Raw genomic sequence first — 17663 nt, forward strand, 5'->3', positions numbered from 1 at the left:
CCATTAAACCATCTTGCCGGCCATGGGCCGTCCGCCCAGCACATGGAAGTGCAGGTGGAACACGGTCTGGCCCGCGTCGGGACCGCAGTTGGAAACGAGCCGCCAGCCGTTCGCCGCGCAACCCTGGGCCTCGGCCAGCTCCTTGGCCACCAGGGCGATGCGGCCCACGAGGCGGGCCCGGTCCGGGGTGAGCTCGTTCAGGCCGGCGAAGTGCTCCCGGGGCACCAGGACGAGGTGGACGGGGGCCTGGGGGGCGATGTCCTTGAAGGCCACCACGTCCGCGTCCTGGTGGACGATCGTCGCGGGGATGCGCCCCTCCGCGATCGCGCAGAAGATGCAATTGCTGTCGGCCATGGGTCCTCCTGGACGGTATTGTGCGCCCGGGGCGCCGTGGATGCCATCATGGAGCATGGCCCTGCACATCATCCTCGTCCACCCCGAGATCCCCCAGAACACCGGCAGCATCGGGCGCCTCTGCGTCTCCACCGACACCCGGCTGCACCTGATCCACCCCCTGGGCTTCGATACCTCCGACTACTACCTGCGCCGCGCGGGGCTGGACTACTGGGAGCGCCTGGCCCCCGAGCACCACGCCAGCTGGGAGGCCTTCCGGGCGGCCTACCCCAACCTGCCCCTGTGGCTCTTCACCACCAAGGGGGAGCGCCGCCACACGGACGTGGCCTGGCGGGAGGGGGACGGCCTCGTGTTCGGCCGGGAGACCCAGGGCCTCGAACCGGAGATCCTCGCCGAGCTCCCGGACCGGCACGTGCGCATCCCCATGCGGGGCACCTTCCACCGGAGCCTGAACCTGGCCCAGGCCGCGGCGGTGGGCCTCTACGAGGCCCTCAGACAGATCGAGGCCTGGTAAAGGCCCGGGGCCGGGCGAGGATCCGCAGGCCTTCCCCGGCCCGCAACCGGGCCTCCCGCAGGCCCCGCCGCCGGTCCCAACCCTGGAGGCGGGCCGAGGCCCGGACCCGCCGGGGAGCGTCCGTCCGAACGCCCCGGGGCGCCCGCACCCCCAAGGCCGCCGCCGTCGCGGCGAAGGCGAGGACGATGCCGCGGAGCAGGGTTCGGAGGGGCATGGGACTGCCTTTCGGGCGGGGCCGGACGGCCGGTGTCCAGGATGGACCCGCCGGCCGGGAGAAACGTTGAGCCGCCGGTGAGGGCCAAAGGGTTGGGAAGGCCCGGCGTCCCCGCTTCCAGGCCCGGCCTGTCCCAGGGCTTCCCGCTTCGAAGCGGAAACCCAAGCGCTGCGCCAAGGGCCGGGGCTCCTCCGCGGGCCTCAGCGCCTCTCCAAGGGCATCGACAGACGCCTGCGCGGCTTGGACCCCGCGCTGGTCCGACGCTCAGGCGAAGGGGCACTCGGGGGTGACGCGCATGCGGAAGGCGCCCGGCTCCACGGTGAGTTCGGCCCGGTCCCGGGCCGGGGCGGGTTCGCCGTCCATGTGCCAAGGGCTGGGCCGGTCCAGGCGCAGGGTGGCGCGGAGTAGGCGGCCTTCCTGGCGCAGGGGCGTCCGGCCCCCCTCCCGGAACAGCTGGGGCACCTCGGAGAGGGCGTCCCACACCCCCGGCCGGGCCAGGGTCACCCAGCTCAGGAGGCCGTCGGCCGGATGGGCCCCGGGGGCGATCCAGAGGCCGGACCCGTACTGGGGGAGGTTGGCGAAGCACAGGCTCCAGGCGGTTTTCGGCAGCCCAGGCTCGGTCCCGCGCCAGGCGGCCCGGAGCCTGTCCATGCGGGTCCCGGGTTCGGGCACCGCCGGCAGATCGGCCTCCCACCGGAGACCCAGGGGGGTGTGCCGGCGCCAGAGGCCGAGGCAGGCCCGGGCGTAGGTGGAGAACCCGCGGCCAGGCGCCTGGTCGAAGGCGTGGGCGACCTCGGCTTCGAAGCCGGTCCCGCAGAGGTTCAGGAAGGGGTCCCCATCCAGGCGGGGCAGGTCCATGGCCAGGTCCCGGCCCTCCAGGAGCCGCAGCACGGCCCCGGCGGGGTCCAGGGGGGTGCGCAGGCCGCGCACGAGCCCGTTGCCCGAGCCCCCGGGCACGGCGGCCAGGGCCACGGGGCAGCCGGCCTCGGCCAGGGCCCGGCCCGCGTGGTGCAGAGTGCCGTCCCCGCCCCATACGAACAAGGGGCCGCCAGCCGCGGCGGCCTGCTGGATCCACGGGGAGTAGTCGAAGGGGGGCGCCAGGGGGACCGGCTCCAGGCGCGCCGCCAGATCGGCGGGGAGCCGGGCCAGGAGGGCGTGCGGGTCGAGCCGTCCGTGGCCGGACCGGGGATTGAAGACGAGGGGCAGCTTCACGCCGGACCTCCCAGGAACCGCAGGGGGGGCGCCACCAGGTCCAGCCGCACGCCGGTGACGGGGTGCTCCAGGCTCAGCTTCCAGGCGTGGAGCCACAGCTGGTCCGCCGGGACCCCCCCGTAGAGGTTGTCGCCCCAGACGGGGGCGCCCAGGTGGAAGAGGTGGACGCGGATCTGGTGCGTCCGGCCCGTGTGGGGCGTGGCCACGACATAGAACCCGGGGGCGAGGCCGGGGACCTCGTCCGGCGCCAGGGGCCGGAAGTCGGTCCGGCTCGGCCGGGGCTCCAGCAGGTCCCCCGTGCACCCGAACCGGGCCGGGGTCGCGCCCCGGAGGCGGCCGATGGGCAGGTCCACGGTGACCGGCTCCACGTGGCGGGGCACGCGGGCCAGGTAGGTCTTCTCCAGGGTCCTCGCCTGGAACTGGCTGCCCAGGTGGGCCCCGGGATGCTTGGCCAGGACGATCACGCCCGAGGTGCCCTGGTCCAGCCGATGCTGGAGGGCCAGGAACTGGCCCGGCCGGCGCCGCTGGAGCAGGGCGAGCAGGTCGTGGCGGTCCGAGGCCTGCGTGCCCTGGGAGGCCATGCCCCCGGGCTTGTCCACCACGAGGAGGAAGTCGTCCTCGTAGAGCACGGGGACGTCGGCGTCGGGCGGATCCCCCAGGGCGTCGTCCACGGAGACGCGCACCTCCACGCCCGGGCGCACCACGCGCCCCGCGACCTTGACCCGGGCCCGGGCCACCTGGACCCCGCCCAGCATCAGCACTTCGCGGGCCTTGCGCCGGCTCAGCCCCGTCCGCGAGGCGACGAGCTGGTCCAGGCGGAGACCTTCCTCCGCGGGATCCACGATGAATTTCCAGGTGCGCGTCGCCATCTCTTTAGCTTACCGTGGCACGGATTGGGTAGGGTGGAGGCATGGAATCCCAGGAGGCCGCCAGGAGGGTGCTCACGCTGCCCGCGCAGGCCGCGCGCGGGCTGGGGGAGAGCGTCCGGAGCCTCCTCGCCCACACGGGATCCGTGGCCTGGCTCCTGCACGCGTGCACCGGCGGCCTCCTGCGCCTCGACCGGAGCCGCTTCCAGGTGGTCCGCGAGGTGACCCGGACCCAGATCCGATTCACGGCCCTGGACGCCCTCCCCCTGTGCACCCTGGCGGCCCTGCTCCTCGGGGGCCTCACCCTGCTCCAGGTCTTCGGGCAGCTCTCGGGCTTCGGCATGGAGACCTACCTCTGCCAGGTCCTCGCGCAGCTGGTCATCCGCGAGCTGGGGCCGCTCCTCGTGGGCGTGGTCGTCATCAGCCGCAGCGGCACCGCCATCGCCACCGAGATGGCCTCGCGCCAGCTGAGCGGCGAGATCGACGCCCTCCACCTGGCCGGGATCGACCCGGCCCAGTACCTGCTCCTGCCCCGGCTCCTGGGCGGCGTCATCAGCCTGTTCACGCTCATCGTCTACGTCGACACCGTCGCCCTCCTGGGGGGCTTCGCGGTGGCCTGGCTGCGCCTGCCCCTGTCCCTCACCGCCTTCCTCGACGCCCTGGGGCGCGCGGTGGGCCCGCGGGAGCTGGCCATCACCGCCTTCAAGGCCCTCGTCTTCGGGGCCGCCATCCCCCTGCTCTGCTGCTCTTGCGGGCTGCGGGTCCGCCGCAGCACCACGGAGATCCCCCAGGCGGTCACCCGAGCCGCGGTGGGCTCCCTGGCGATCCTCCTGCTGGCCGGCGCCTTCCTGTCGGTGCTCATCTATGCCTGAGCCCCTGCTCCTCCTGGAGGGCGCCACCCTCGACGCCCCCGACGGCCGGCCCATCTTCTCGGGGCTGGACGCGATCATCCTGCCAGGGGAGCGTTGGCGCCTGCGGGCCGCGCCCGGCACCGGGGCCACCGCTCTCCTCCGCCTCTGCGCGGGCCTGGTCCAGCCCGACCGCGGCCGAGTCCGCCTGGCCGGCCAAGCCCCGGACGTGGACGCGCGGCACCCCTTCGTGGAGGCCGGCCACCTGGGGTGGGTCCCCACGGACGGCGGCCTGGCCGTGAACCTGACCCTCCGGGACAACGTGGCCCTGCCCCTGCGCTTCGTGCGGGGCCTGGACCGGGAGTCCGCCCAGGCGGAAGCCGCCCGGTGGCTGGACCTGGCCGGCCTCGGCCGCGCCCAGGACCTGCGTCCCCCGGTACCGGCGGACCGCGGCTGCTGGCTGGCGGCCCTGGCCCGGGCGGGCGCCAAGGGAGCGCGGCTCTGGTTGGTGGACCGCCCTGCGGGCGACCTGGATCCCGCGGCCGCCCGCGCGGCCCGGACCCTCCTGGCCGCGGCGGCCCGGGACCCGGAGGCCGCCTTCCTGGTGGTGGGCGGCGATTGGCTTGAGGGTCCGGTCCAGGACCTGGGGCTCATGGATGGACGCCTGGCGTCCGGGAGCGGCGCATGAAACTCGAGAAGGATGATGCCAAGATCGGGCTGCTCGTTTTCCTGGCGCTGGCCGTCTTCGCCGGCTTCGTCTTCCGCCGGGGGGTGTCCGCCCTGGTGACCAAGGAGGCCCCCTACGAGGTGGCCCTGGAGGCGGCCTCGGACCTGGCCGAGGGCACCGAGGTGCAGCTGCAGGGGCTGCGCGTGGGCCGGGTGCGGCGCATCGCCCTGGAGCGGGACGGCGTGGCCTACCGCTTCCTGGCGACCCTGGCCCTGCGCACCGACATCGTCCTCTGGAAGGGAACCCGGGCGGTGGCCGTGGCCAAGCCCCTGGGCGGCGCCTTCGTGGACCTCCAGCTCCCGCCTCCGGCCCTTCGCCAGGAAGTCCTCCCGCCCGGGAGCCGCCTGGCGGGAGGCGCCACGGCCTCCCTGGCCAGCCTCCTGGACACCGCCGATCATGTGCTCCACAACCTGGATGGCCTGGTGGGGGAGGTGCACACCACGTTCAAGACCCGAGGGGCGGGCGTGCTCCTGGACGATCCGCGAATCGCCCGGGTGCTCACCCAACTGGAGGCCACCCTCGCCACCTTCCGGGACCTGGCCCGGGACGGCCAGGGGCTCGTCCAGCATGGGGAGGCGGCGGTGGGCACCGCGGACCGGACCCTCGCGGACCTGGACCGGAGCCTCGTCACCGTCCAGACCCTCCTGGACACCCACCGGGGCGACCTGGACGCCATTCTCGTCCACCTGGCCGGCACCCTGAAGGCGAGCGAGGCCCTGCTCCAGGAGACCCGGGCCCTCGCCGCGGAGGCCGGCCCCGAGGCAACCACCGTCCTCAAGGCCCTGGACCGGAACCTGCGGAGCACCGAGGAACTGCTCGAACTCCTCAAGGCCAAACCGAGCCGGCTCGTCTGGGGGCGCCCCGGCCAAGCCGAGCGCGACGCCGCCGCCCGCCGCGTCCAGGAGGCCCGGGAGGCCCAGCGGAAACCCCAGGAACCCTGACCCCGGGACACCCTCCGCCGGCATCCCATGGGGGAAGGCCGCCAGGGCGCCCGCGAGGATCCCGTCCGGCGCGAGATCCCGGGAACGATCCGCGCCCTCATGCACCGCTACCCGCGCACCGGGGCCCTCCAGCGACCGTCGCGGCACCGACGGCCTGGCACGATTGGCCATCCGCAGGTCGCCGGCGAGCCGGGATAGAGATACACGAACCGCCCTTGCAGTCCTCCATGCATGTGGGGCCGGTGCTCCAACACCGACACATTCATGGGGACCCAGAGGTTGCTGCTGTTGCTGTTTGCGACTATACGCGAACGCAGTGGAATGTCAGGCTGACAAGCAAAGCTAATAGTAGGAATACCCCTCCCAACCCCCATTGGATTCGGCTTGAAAGTCTTTCAATTCGTCCAAAGCCAGGCAGTTTTTGAACACTCCTTATTATCAAATTTGTCCCAACCCCACAGAAGACAATCTGAATCACCAAGGCGAAATCGCGATCCACGAACAACCGGACAGGACTTGACACTATTGCCAATACTGAAAATACTAACAGATCTGATCCCGAGAATTTGTTCATAGGACTCCCCGCTTGTTCCAAATTTCAAACCAAGACCCACAGCAATGACCAATATTGATTCAATGCCTATACACGTGATTAAAGTAAATATTTCCAAAGCCTGCAATCGTCTTACCTATAGGCACACTCAACATTAATCCCCAGCCTAGCGGCGTAGCGAGACCGCCCAAAGCCGCTGAGTTCTGAGCAGCAAGACTTCCTGGTCCACCAACACCTGCCCCTAATCCCCATCTTGCAGCCGCACCTGTTGCCAACCCACCAGCCGCACTAGAGATAATTCCAGCTGCATCACCCAAAGGAGGACTGTTATATCCTCCAATAGATGCATTTGAATACCCTTCTTTAAAGAGATCCCACGCACTTTCTTTTTTTCCATCACCACCACCATCTGCCATTTCCCCAGAATCATCATAGGAAGGAGACGAATCGGCAAGTGGCTGACCGCCGTTCGGCATTGTTACCGAAGATGGAACCGAAGGGAGATCCCCTCCATTTGTTTGCGGCGGAGGCTATTTAGTCTGCCCTGCAATACGTACAACCAGCAAATAAATCAGTAACTTGATGAAACTTTTCAAGTATAAGGTACACAAGACACGACGGCGTGGGGCGCGCTTGATCACGGGCGCCCAGCTGCAAGGGACGTGCTGCAGCGCAGCAACCCGGAGCGGAGGCGCGGACCTTGCCCTGGGCGAGCCGGCCGGCGCCTCCGATGGGGTGGGTCGGCGCCAAAGTCGTTTGCAGCTACCTCTTAAAGTTAACCATTCCTTCGCTTATGTCAGAAGATGCATTGAGAAATTCGCAAGCCTTTTGATAATGTTTTACCGCAGATCTCCTTATCCAATAGGTACCCCGAAGAATGTCGGGTTCGAAATGCTTATCTTGAAGGAGTAAGCCATATTCAAACATGCACTCCAGACTTCCATTTTGCGCACCAATCCTAGCCCAGCGATATTTTAATGCCTTATCTGATTTATTTAATTCAAATAATGCCCTTGCAGATTCCGCATCCCCTAACATTGCCGAAACCTCCAAGTCGGCCAAAGGCATGTCCTTATGGTAGTTGAATCTCTTGGCATAGCCTGTTCCCAATGCCAATTCCAGTTTGTTTTCCAATCTTGGAATATTATTCGGGTAAATTATTAGCCCGAGATCTTTCGCTCGATAGAACCAGAACAACGATCTTGCTAATTGCTTAATTTCTGGACCATTGGAAAGCAAAACCCCCATATTATGGGTTTCAATTTGGTCTCCATTTTCAGCAGCAATCTCAACCCAGTATTCATTGTCTCCAGAGCACAAGATGCGCGCGGCTGAAACATCTCCCGACAGCGCAGCAGACATTGCGCTCGCTGCTCCAAATGAATTTTTAAGCATTTTGTGAGTTTCGCCTGAATCCTTGACCATACCATTTCCCCAAGAACAAGAGATGGACGAAATCATCAAAAACATCAGCCCAGATCGAAACATTTTTGACCTTTCACAAAAAAGCCCCATTGCAATAGAAGCCAGATCAACGTGAAGTAAACGGCGTGGACAAATTAACATTCCATGGGTTAATATTCCCGTTATAGCCAAAAACAACGGTTCTTGCGCCTGTCATTGCATACATTCTATCCGCAACTTGTTGAGCAAAAGCTGTATGACCATATTTATCATCCGCGCCCCCACACATCACCAAAGTGATTGGCATCCCGGCAGAGTAATACGAAGAATCATGAATAATTTGACATACGCTATCAACGTCATAGTATGCGCCCCCACTGCCCGTCCCGGCAAAATCAACCCAACCCTGATTGGAGTTAACGCCATGGGCGCCAAACATAAACGTTGGTGATTCTGGAGCATTTAGGGCGAGATAATCTATTGCGGAAGAATTACCCGGATCCTCGGGATCAAATACAGAAGCGTAATTCGTTCCGTTAACAACATAATTCTTCATTGCGGGCGACAAAACAGTCGGAGAGACTCCTAGGTTATTCGAATCTGTTTGCGACTGCGTTATCTGGGTCGGCGGTGGTGCCGGATTCATCCACGCACTCCAAGCGAAGTTGTCAACCTGCTTCCCGGAATATCCGAATCCTGGTCGGACAAAGGTGACCCCCCAGCCAGGAGGAAGGACGGGGCTGTCGAAGTTGGACCAATTGGGCGTCTGCGTCTTGTCACCCATGTTGACAAACATGCCTGAAGGGTCCTTCGCCATCATCGGGCTTCCGACGCAATAACCGAATTGGTTGCGCTGGGCCGGGTCGACGCCACCATCGCTGTTCAGGAACCGGTGCCATACCGGGCTGTAGAATCGCCCCCGCATGTACACCAAGCCATTCGGTTCCTGCTGCAGGTGCCCGGTGAACCCTGTCGTCGGGACGTACGTGCCGCTGCTCTGGAGCCATTCTCCATAGGGGCCATAGTACTGGGTGCCTTCCGTCTGCCCCGTGGCCCCCGCTGTCACGACCAGGGGCGTCCCGAGGTGATCCGAGTGGAGTTCATGGACATCCCCACTGGCGTCCACTTCGGCGATGGCCAGATTGCCCAGGTAGAGGATGTCCCGCCCCTCGAACGCCCCTGAGGGGTTCTTGCGGAATTCGGACAGGAGTTGGCCGGAGGCCCCATAGGCGTAGATGCGGTTCTGCGTGAGGTCTGCACTGTTGGTCCGGCTTGCCCGGAGCCCGTTGGGCAGGTAGCTGTAGGTGTCCGTGTCCGCCCCCTGGAGGCGCCCGAAGCTGTCCCAGGTCAGGCCCAGTTGCACGGTCCCCGTTCCCGGCGCCCTGCCGACGGTCTGGGCCTCGCCGTTGGCCGCATAGGACCATCCCGTCACCGCCCCGTTGGTGGCGGAAGGCGGCATGCGGTTGGTGGCGGGGGGAATGGCCAGGGAAACGTTCGTCATCGCGGCACTCTGGGCACCTGAGGTGGACGTGTTGTTGCCAAACCCATCATAGCCATAGGTCACGGGTCCATCTCCCGCGGGAAGCGGCAGGCCTGCCATCTGGGCCAGGGTCGCCCGGGTCAGCCGCCCCAGGTTGTCGTGGACCAGGCTGGTCCATTCCCCTGCCTTCTCCAGGCGATTCATGGCGTCGTAGGCATAGGACCGGACGATGCCCGTGGTCTGGCTCGGCTTGATCGTCTGGCTCACCCGCTGCAACCCGTCCGTGGACCATGCCCAGGTGTTGGAGGCGCCGGAGGCGAAGGTGAGTCCGGTCCGGTTGCCCCAATCGTCGTAAGTCACGGAGGTGACCACATTCCGCGCGCCCAATTTGAGGCCGATCACCCTGCCATAATCCGAGGCCCCACCCCACACCGTGGTGGCCACCCGGCCGGAGGGGGAGTAGGTGACCGTGGACCTTCGCCCGAGCGAATCATAGTCATAGCTGAAACCCCATGTCCCCATGCCCAGGCCCGTGAGGGAAGCCGTTTCCTGGGTCAGGCGGCCAAAGCCATCGTGCTGGAAGGTGATGCCCGTCTGGATCCCGCTGCAGCTGGAGGTCATGGAGGTGAGCCGAAGCCCCACATAGGCCGTCGATAGGAAATCACCTCCCTTGGACACCCTCCGGACCCGCCCAAGGCCGTCGATCTGCAGGGTCTGGACCCTTCCCGTGGCGTCGGAGATGATCGTCGGGCGGCCCTGGATGTCGAACCCCGAATAGGTCGTCGTTCCTGTTTCGGGCTGCGTGGAAGCCGTGAGGAAACCCATGCCGTTGTACTCCCAGCTCCGGGTCTGGGTGCTTCCCAGGGAGGTCACGGTCATCGTCAAGGGATGGCCCTGGACGTCATAGGTGGCCTGGGTCACGGTTCCCACGGCGTCCGTGGACGAAACGACCTGGCCCCAGAGATCGGTGGTGCTGGAGGTGGTGAACGGGGTTCCGCCCGCGGGTGAAACCGTCGTCGTAACCGTCTGGAATACGTCATCGGAGGTGTAGGCGTAGGCGACGGAAGGCCCGACCATAGGCTGGAGAGCCGTCACCCGGCCGAGGGCATCATACCTGCGGGTCGAGGCGCGGACATCGCCCTTCGGGTTGGTCTCCGTCACCTTCACCTGGAGGCCGTTGGCATCATAGGTATAGGTTTCGGTCACCCCATCCCCGCCCCGCACCCGGGACCTCACCCGGCCGAAGCCGTCGAAGGTCGTCGTGGTCGTCAGGCCGAGGAGGGTCACCGCGACTTGCCGCTCGGATGGATAGGCGGTGGTGACCGGACTCTGGCCGCCCGTGGAACTGCCGGTCATCCGGCCCCTCGCGTCCCAGGAGGTCGTGGTCGTCACCTCGTGCTCGGCCCCTTGGTCGTCGATGAGCACAGCCTTGGACTCCAGGATCCGGTCCGCGGAATCGTAGCTCGTCCACCGGGTCGTGATCGTGTCCGTCCCACCGGGAACATCGAAGGTCGTCTGTTCGGAGGTGGGGAGGCCCGACGTGGCCTCGCGCGTCAAGGTGCGCGTGGCGTTCCCGCTCATCAGCAGCGGGGCCGTGCCATAGGTGGAACTGCCCGTGGCGCGCCCGGAGGCGGCGTCATACGTGAGGTTGGTGCCTTGATACGCGCCTCCGGACCAGGGCGTCCGGTAGGCTCGCGACGGGAACCAGGTCGTCGGATCCCAGTTGAGCGCCTGCATAGGCGCATGGAAGGTCCCGGCCGGGGTCGTTCGTTCATAATCGGAACTACTCTTCCGGGCCGGGTCCAGGATTTCCGGATGGAATATCGTCGAGGTGGTCGATTTATCCGAGTACGCTCCCGCCGTGCGGGTGACGATGATCGGCAGGCCCGTGGTGTTGTCGATCACGTTGGTCACCGTGATGCGAGGTCCGCCGGCGGACCAAATGACCTCCCCAGTCACGCTCGTGAGGGAGTTGTCCACCCCCGCCTCATCCGTGCTCGTCGTCGTCCGGGAGGACACGACGCGCCCCCGATCGTCGAGCCGGCTCTCGCTGATGGGCACGGCATTGCCGTATTTCGGGTCCGTGGGCGGGTAGAACGCGATCTGGGTGGAGCCCACCGGCGCGCTGACGATGTCGGCCCCGGTCCAGGTCTAGGAGAAGCTGTTGTTCCAATGCGCCAGGTCCCCCTTGGACGGCAGCGCCCAGGTCCACGTCCGGTTCAGGGAGACCTGGGTATCCTGGTCGGTCGAGACGGCCGTCGCGACGCACCGGTAGAGGTTGTTGGCATCGGCCAGGGGATGGTACAGGGAGCAGGTCTGCCAGCCCAGGGTCGTCGCAACATTCCGGGGATCGGTGAAGCCTGTCAATTCCGCCAGGGTGGGGTCATACCGGAAGGTCCAGACCTGATCGTCCGTCCAGGGGGCGTTGAAACCGGACGTACTCGGCGGATTCAGGATCCGCCAGGCCGGGGCCGCCAGCGTCGATGGGTTTCCGAAGCGGACCTCGGTGGGCCGGAGGACGGGACCCGCCGCCACGGGCTGAATCAGGCCTCCGACCGTGCCTGAATAGCCCGTGATCTGCATGGACTGCGCCTGGATGCCCACGTAGTCGAGCTGGGCGAGCACCTGGGCGGGAGCGGCGGATCCCGCCGCAGGTTCGACCCATTGGAGCTGGAAGCCCCTGCCGCGGTCGTTCAGGACGGTCACGGCCCGGACGGCCTTGAGGTTGGCCGGAAGCCCTGTCGTCACGGTCTGGTAGGCGAAGGTCACCGCATGGTTGAACCGGTCGATCCAGAGGACCGGCACCCAGCTTCCGCCCGTCCCAAGGGGCGCCAGGATCCGGGCCCGGTCCCGGCCCAGGAGCACCTGGAAGGTGGTCACGTCCGGCGCCAGGAGTCTGGCTTTGGATGACCACGTGCCCAGTTCCGCAAGGGAGGCGGCATAGACGCCGAGGGCCCCGTTGGAACTCACCCGCACGTCGGCAGCGGCCTTGTCCTGCAGCCCGAAGGCGCCAGCCAGGGTGAAGGAGGTCCCCAGGGCGTTCGTGAACGGCGTGAAGTCGCTCGCCAGCAATTGGGTGCCGCCCTCCAGCACGGTGCAGACGGGGGCCGCATAGAGGTCCGCCCGGGTGGTGGCACCGGTGGGGGGGAGATTCTGACTCGTCCCGGACGTGATGAAACCAAAATGGATCGTCCCGAAGATGGGCCGGACCAGTGCTTCCCAATTCTGGACATAACCATAATGGGTGCGCCCCTGGTCATTGACCTGCTCGGTCCACACCCCTACGGATTGCATCTCTGTCGCCTGGGAGGCATTGAACCGGAAGACGACGGGAACGTTGATATCCCCCGGTACGGTCAGGGCCGGCAAGGTCATCGCCAGGGCGCCGGTGGCCGGGCTCACAGCCCAGCCCTCCGACAGCCCTGAAGCCTGCAGGGGATCCATGACCCTCAGGCGCACCTGGGCCTGGGCGGGCAGGAAGAGGGCGGCCAGCAGGGTCAGATGTTTCAATGGAACACCTGGGCGGATGAGCCGAAGGAAGCTGGAGAAATGAAATTTGGCCGTGGTTTTTCTCCAGCGCCCATGCTGGGACGAGCTCGAAAACTCAGGAGGTAGTTCGCTTTCTGGGGAGTTGTGGTCTACAGAATCCCAGAAGAAACACCCGAAGCCAAGAAAGGATTGCATGAATTCACTAACACCAGATTCAACAATAAAATGCGTCCTAACAAATCAAGTATTAATGACTACCTGATCAATGGCCCTCCCATCCCGATGCACCGACCTTCACCTCCGCCAGAGGCGCATCATCGGGCTCCACCTCCTTCTTCAAGGGGTGGGGGTTTTATTCTTCCCCCCCATGCTGGCGAAGGGTCTTCCTCCATCCCCAGTTTGGATGCACTGACCGAAGGCCGGATCTCAGGGATTTCCTTTCCTCCGCGCGCGCTGCCGCCTCGGCCGCCTCTGGGACAAGCCCTTCGCTTCAGCGTCCCCGCATCTCGGTGGAGCGGTCCATGCGGCGGGCCTGGATGAAGCGCTGCAGGGTCTCCCGGGTCTCCACCGGCAGGTCCACGAGGACGAGGCCGACGCGGGTGGGGAGGTCGTCGTCCTCCAGCGCCTCGGCGTGCCGCACGTCCCCCTGGACGGTAAGCGTCCCGTGGCCCGGCAATTCCGTCGTCACCTCCATGGGATCCCGGTAGCCGAAGGCGAGGGTTTCCGTCAGGCCGAGGCCCATGCCCATGTCCGTGAGGTTCAGGAGCTTGGCCTGATGGCGCTGGCCGTGCCAGGTGATGGTGGCCTCCAGCGGGGGCAGGTCCGGGGTGGCCACCCGCACGGCCCGGCGGGGGTGCACCTGGAGGGGCTCGGTGGGCCAGGCGGCCTGCACCACGGGCGGCGCCTTGGGCTCGTGCTCGGCCAGGATCGGCTCCAGGAGGTGGGTGCGGATGGTGATGACCTCCTCGCCGTGGACGAGGGTGAGGGTGACGGGGGTCCCCGCCGGGGGGAGCACGTCGCGGAGCTTCAGGCCCTCCAGGCGGATGACGGCCCCGCTTTCGAGGCTCCGCACGTGGAGATGGCCGAGCATGCGGACCTCGCCCTCGGCCCGGAGGCTGGCGGAGGCTCCGGACTTGAGCGCCGCGTTCAGGATCGTCTCGAGGTGCTTGTCGTCTTGGGTCATGGCGGCCTCAGATGCCGTGGTGGAGGCGTTCGGCGAGGTGCGGGTGGAGGCCCGCGGCCTGGATGGCCCGGGCGGCCCCCGCGTGGTCGTAGTCCAGCCGGTGCAGCTTGAGGCGCCGGTGGACGGGATCGTAGGTCATGAAGGAGAGCCGGCAGTCCCGGTCCCGGGGCTGGCCCACGGAGCCGGGGTTGATGAGGTAGCGGCAGTCGTCCCGGAGCTGGAACCAGCTGCCGGGTTCGAAGCCCAGCATGCTGAGGCTCTGGGCGGCCTCGTCCAGCTCGTAGGCCCCGGGCAGGTGCGTGTGCCCGAAGAAGCAGACCTGGGTGTCGAAGCCGTCGAAGGCCATGAGGGCCTCCCGCGGGTGGAGGAGGTAGTCGTCCTCATCCACGGGGCTGCCGTGGGCGATGGTGTAGCCCGCGTCCAGGAGCCGGGGGCCCCGGGGCAGGTTCTCCAGGAACCAGGCGTTCTCCTCCGTGAGCTGCCCCCGGGTCCAGCTCACCGCCATGCGCGCGGGAAGGCTGAAGCTGGGGTCCGGCACGGGCGAGGCGCAGGCGCGGTCGTGGTTGCCCCGCACGAGCACCCGGGGCTCCATCTGGCGCACCAGGTCCAGCACCTCGTTGGGGTTGGCGCCGTATCCGACCAGGTCTCCGAGGAGCACGTACCGGTCGATGTTGCGCTTCCTGGCATACCGCATCACGGCCCGCAGGGCGTGCAGGTTCGCGTGGAGGTCGGAGAGGATGAGGTCCATGGAAGGCAAGTGCTGCGGTAGTGTCGCAGATTTCCGGCAAGCCGGTGCGACGCCGGAGGGGGTAGACGAAAAGGTACGTTGGGGTTGCCTGGAAAGAGCTTAACCCATGCCAGGACCGCAATTGTCACGAAATGGTATGTCAACGGTAATTGACAAGCGCCTCCGCCAGCGCATCCACCGGTCTGCCGAGGGGGAGCACCATGGGGGCGGTCCACCAGGCCTCGCGCCGCTGCCGGTACCGGGCCAGGAAGGTGGCCCGCGCCGCCGCCAAGGGCCGGTTGGGATCACCCCCCACCCGCGCCCACGCCGTCTCGGGCCGCTCCGCCAGCCACAGGGCCGTGAACCCCGCCGCCGCCACCCGGGCCCGGGTCCCGGCGTCCTCCCAGGCGCCCCCGCCCAGGGCCAGGACGCAGGGCGCCCCCAGGCAGCGGGCGATGGTTTCGGCCTCCCGGGCGCGGAAGCCCGCCTCGCCGAGGTCCCGGAACAGGGCCGGGATATCCGGGCCGATCTCCCGGTCCGCGTCCACGGCCGGCAGGCCCAGGCGCTGGGCCAGGGCCACGGCCAGGGAGGACTTGCCCGCGCCGCTCCCGCCCACCAGGGCCACGCCCCGGCCGCCGGCCAGGGGGGGCTGGGCCGCCCAGCGATCCAGCTGGGCCCGCCAGAGCAGCTCCCGGGGATCGGCGGCCCGCTGGAGTTCCCCCACCATGGCCAGGGAGGCCGCCCCCGCGGCGAAGCAGGCCGGGGCATCCGCCAGGGTGAGCCCGCCGATGGCGATGGGGGCCACGCCCCGCGCCCGCAGGGCCGCCGCGCCGGCCCGCAGGCCGTCCAGGCCCACGGGGGCGGCGTGATCGCCCTTGGTGGCGGTGGCCCGGAAGGGGCCGATGCCCGCGTGGTCACAGGCCGGATCGGGCGCCTCCCACTCCGCGGGCGCGTGGGTGGAGGTGCCCAGGTGCAGGGCCCCCAGGCCCGGCAGGCGCCGGGCTTCGGTGGGCGGCAGGTCCCCCTGCCCCAGGTGCAGGCCCCAGGGGGGCAGCCCGGCTTCGGCCGCCAGCACGGCCAAATCAGCCCGGTCGTTCACGACGAGGGCCGGCCAGCCCCCCGCGGCCTCGGCGGCTTCCAGGGCCGTCCGCAGTTCCCGCGCCTGGGCCTGGGCATCCAGGGGCTTGCCCCGGAACTGGACCAGCGGGAACCCGGCCTCGCCCAGGCGCCGCACCTGCTCGGCCAGGGGCACGGCGCTCCGGGCATCGGTGATGGCGTAGAGGGGGGGCAGGTGCATGCGGGGCCTCCAGGTTCCAGGGGGACGGTCAGGCCTCGCCTTCGAACTGGAGGCGCACGAGCTTGGCGTACATGCCCTCCCGGGCCATCAGCTCGTCGTGGGTGCCCCGCTCCGCCAGGGCGCCCTGGTCCATCACCCAGATCTCGTCGGCATCCTTGATGGTGCTCAGGCGGTGGGCGATGGTGAACGTGGTGAGGCGGTGGCTCACGCGCTCGATCACCTTCTGGATCTTGTGCTCGGTCTCGCTGTCGATGTTGGCGGTGGCCTCGTCCAGCAGGAGGATCTCGGGCTCCTGGTAGAGCATGCGCGCGAAGGCCACCAGCTGGCGCTCGCCCGCGGACAGCTTCTGGCCCCGCTCCCCCACCTGGGTCTGGAGGCCCAGGGGCAACCGGGCCACCAGATCACCCAGCTGGCTCTGTTCCAGGACGGAACCCAGCCGGGTCGCATCGAAGGGCCGGCCCAGCACGATGTTCTCCTCCAGGGTCCCGGAGAAGATGAACACGTCCTGGAGGACCAGGCCGAAGAGGCCCCGCAGGTCCCGCAGCCGCACGTCCCGCACATCGGTGCCGTCCACGGTGACGCGCCCGGCCTCCACGTCGTAGAAGCGCATCAGGAGGTTGATCAGGGTGGACTTGCCCGCGCCCGTGTGGCCCACCACGGCCACGCGGCGGCCCCGGGGGATCACCCCCGACAGGTCCCGCACCACCCGCCGCCCCCCGGGCTCGTAGGCGAAGGTGACGCCCTCGAGGCGGACCTCCTCCCGGAAGGCCAGGGGCTTGGGCTCGGCGGCCTCGGGAATCTGCTCCTCGTTGTCCAGGAGCTTGAAGATCCGCTCGCTGGAGGCCAGGGCGGTCTGCATGATGTTGTACCGCTCCGCCAGTTCCCGGATGGGCCGGAAGAACCGCCCCGACTGCTGGATGAAGGCCAGGAGCAGGCCCAGGGTGAGGGTGCCGGCCTGGAGCTTGAAGCCCGCGTAGAGGATGAGGGCGGCCAGGGTGCCGTTGGTGATGAATTCCACCACGGGGAAGAAGACGGCGTACGCGAAGATCGTGCGGAGGAAGGCGTCGAGGTACTGCTGGTTCAGCTCCCCGAAGGCCCCCCGGCTCCGGGCCTCCTGCGCGTTCATCTGCACCAGGCTCATGCCGCTGAGCTGCTCCTGCAGGTAGGCCTGGATCGCCGCGTAGCGGCCCTGGGTCTCGCGGTAGGCCTCGCTGGCGTAGCGCCGGAAGATCTCGGTGGAGATCAGCAGGAGGGGCATGATGCCCACGGCCACCAGGGCCAGGCCCACGTGCTTGCTGAACATCCACACCACGATGGCCGTCAGGCTGAGGGCGTCCCCCACGATGGCCACGAAGCCCGAGGAGAACATCTCGTTGAGGTTCTGCACATCGCTGATGACCCGCGTCATGAGGCGGCCCACGGGGTTCTTGTGGAAGAAGTGGGTGCTGCGCTTCATGAGGTGCCCGAAGACCTGCATCCGCAGGTCCAGCATCGCCATCTGCCCGATCCAGCTCAGCAGCCCGTAGCGGGCCACCTGCACCACGAACCCCACGGCGATGAAGCCCATGAAGGCCCCGATCAGGGGGCCCGCCCCCCGCAGGGAGCCCTTGGCCAGGTGGTGATCGATGAGGCGGAGGGTGAACTCGCTGGGCAGGACCTCCAGGGCCGCGCCGGCGGCCATGAGGAGCAGGAGCGCCGCCAGCCCAAGCCAGTAGGGGCGGAGGTAGCTCACGAGCCTCACCAGGAGGGCGTGCCGTCCCGGCTGCTGGTCGACCTGGTCCGGTTGGAAGAAGGCACGGGCGGAATCCGTCATGAATCCATTCTTCCATGATTGCTGTCATGCCATCATGTTTC

At 67.4% G+C, this 17663-nt stretch carries 16 protein-coding genes; 4 read left to right on the forward strand and 12 right to left on the reverse strand.

Going from position 1 to position 17663, the window contains the following annotated elements:
* Positions 1-3 precede the first annotated feature (3 nt).
* On the reverse strand, positions 4-354 hold the full coding sequence (locus R2J75_RS11310) for a histidine triad nucleotide-binding protein (RefSeq protein WP_243332207.1): 351 nt from the start codon (positions 352-354) through the stop codon (positions 4-6).
* Between the two features lie 55 nt (positions 355-409).
* Between R2J75_RS11310 and R2J75_RS11315 the strand changes: the two genes are divergently transcribed.
* A complete protein-coding gene (locus tag R2J75_RS11315; RefSeq protein WP_316410177.1) occupies positions 410-868 on the forward strand; it encodes a tRNA (cytidine(34)-2'-O)-methyltransferase in 459 nt (152 codons plus the stop codon).
* On the opposite strand, the gene R2J75_RS11320 is transcribed toward R2J75_RS11315, so the two are convergent.
* The 3 genes from R2J75_RS11320 to R2J75_RS11330 all read right to left on the reverse strand — a co-directional run bounded on the left by R2J75_RS11320 (position 846) and on the right by R2J75_RS11330 (position 3163).
* On the reverse strand, positions 846-1082 hold the full coding sequence (locus R2J75_RS11320) for a hypothetical protein (RefSeq protein WP_316410179.1): 237 nt from the start codon (positions 1080-1082) through the stop codon (positions 846-848). The two genes, R2J75_RS11315 and R2J75_RS11320, sit on opposite strands and share 23 nt — an antisense overlap.
* 264 nt (positions 1083-1346) lie before the next feature.
* Positions 1347-2294, reverse strand: coding sequence for a diacylglycerol/lipid kinase family protein (locus R2J75_RS11325; RefSeq protein ID WP_316410182.1), 948 nt, complete (start codon positions 2292-2294; stop codon positions 1347-1349).
* Positions 2291-3163, reverse strand: a complete 873-nt coding sequence (locus R2J75_RS11330) for an RluA family pseudouridine synthase (RefSeq protein WP_243332199.1) — start codon at positions 3161-3163, stop codon at positions 2291-2293. The genes R2J75_RS11325 and R2J75_RS11330 overlap by 4 nt, the downstream gene beginning before the upstream one ends.
* Positions 3164-3204: 41 nt before the next feature.
* On the opposite strand from R2J75_RS11330, the gene R2J75_RS11335 reads away from it, so the two are divergent.
* Genes R2J75_RS11335 through R2J75_RS11345 form a run of 3 tightly spaced genes read left to right on the forward strand, consistent with a single transcriptional unit; the run spans position 3205 to position 5676 of the window.
* Positions 3205-4032 carry an MlaE family ABC transporter permease gene (locus R2J75_RS11335; protein ID WP_243332198.1) on the forward strand — a complete coding sequence of 276 codons (828 nt, stop codon included), beginning with the start codon at positions 3205-3207 and terminating at the stop codon, positions 4030-4032.
* Positions 4025-4696, forward strand: a complete 672-nt coding sequence (locus tag R2J75_RS11340) for an ABC transporter ATP-binding protein (RefSeq protein ID WP_243332195.1) — start codon at positions 4025-4027, stop codon at positions 4694-4696. Before R2J75_RS11335 ends, R2J75_RS11340 begins: the two co-directional genes overlap by 8 nt.
* Positions 4693-5676, forward strand: a complete 984-nt coding sequence (locus R2J75_RS11345; RefSeq protein ID WP_316410190.1) for an MlaD family protein — start codon at positions 4693-4695, stop codon at positions 5674-5676. Before R2J75_RS11340 ends, R2J75_RS11345 begins: the two co-directional genes overlap by 4 nt.
* A 633-nt stretch (positions 5677-6309) precedes the next feature.
* Here R2J75_RS11345 and R2J75_RS11350 read toward each other — a convergent pair.
* The 8 genes from R2J75_RS11350 to R2J75_RS11385 form a co-directional block, all read right to left on the reverse strand.
* Positions 6310-6705, reverse strand: a complete 396-nt coding sequence (locus tag R2J75_RS11350) for a hypothetical protein (protein WP_316410192.1) — start codon at positions 6703-6705, stop codon at positions 6310-6312.
* Between the two features lie 286 nt (positions 6706-6991).
* Entirely contained in the window at positions 6992-7690 is a 699-nt protein-coding gene (locus tag R2J75_RS11355) for an SEL1-like repeat protein (RefSeq protein ID WP_243332188.1), read from the reverse strand.
* 70 nt (positions 7691-7760) lie between these two features.
* Positions 7761-11093 (reverse strand): RHS repeat-associated core domain-containing protein, encoded by a 3333-nt coding sequence (locus R2J75_RS11360; RefSeq protein ID WP_316410196.1) that lies wholly within the window; start codon positions 11091-11093, stop codon positions 7761-7763.
* A gap of 171 nt (positions 11094-11264) precedes the next feature.
* Positions 11265-12623, reverse strand: coding sequence for a hypothetical protein (locus R2J75_RS11365; protein WP_316410197.1), 1359 nt, complete (start codon positions 12621-12623; stop codon positions 11265-11267).
* 469 nt (positions 12624-13092) lie between these two features.
* Complete coding sequence (locus tag R2J75_RS11370) at positions 13093-13785, reverse strand: PilZ domain-containing protein (RefSeq protein WP_279342176.1); 693 nt, start codon at positions 13783-13785, stop codon at positions 13093-13095.
* Positions 13786-13792: 7 nt separating this feature from the next.
* On the reverse strand, positions 13793-14533 hold the full coding sequence (locus R2J75_RS11375; RefSeq protein ID WP_243332182.1) for a metallophosphoesterase family protein: 741 nt from the start codon (positions 14531-14533) through the stop codon (positions 13793-13795).
* 139 nt (positions 14534-14672) lie between these two features.
* On the reverse strand, positions 14673-15809 hold the full coding sequence (locus tag R2J75_RS11380) for a thiamine phosphate synthase (protein ID WP_243347155.1): 1137 nt from the start codon (positions 15807-15809) through the stop codon (positions 14673-14675).
* A 28-nt stretch (positions 15810-15837) separates the two neighbouring features.
* Positions 15838-17622: an ABC transporter ATP-binding protein gene (locus R2J75_RS11385; RefSeq protein ID WP_243332177.1), complete on the reverse strand. Its 1785-nt coding sequence runs from the start codon at positions 17620-17622 to the stop codon at positions 15838-15840.
* Positions 17623-17663 lie beyond the last annotated feature (41 nt).

Source organism: Mesoterricola sediminis (assembly GCF_030295425.1).
GTDB lineage: Bacteria > Acidobacteriota > Holophagae > Holophagales > Holophagaceae > Mesoterricola > Mesoterricola sediminis.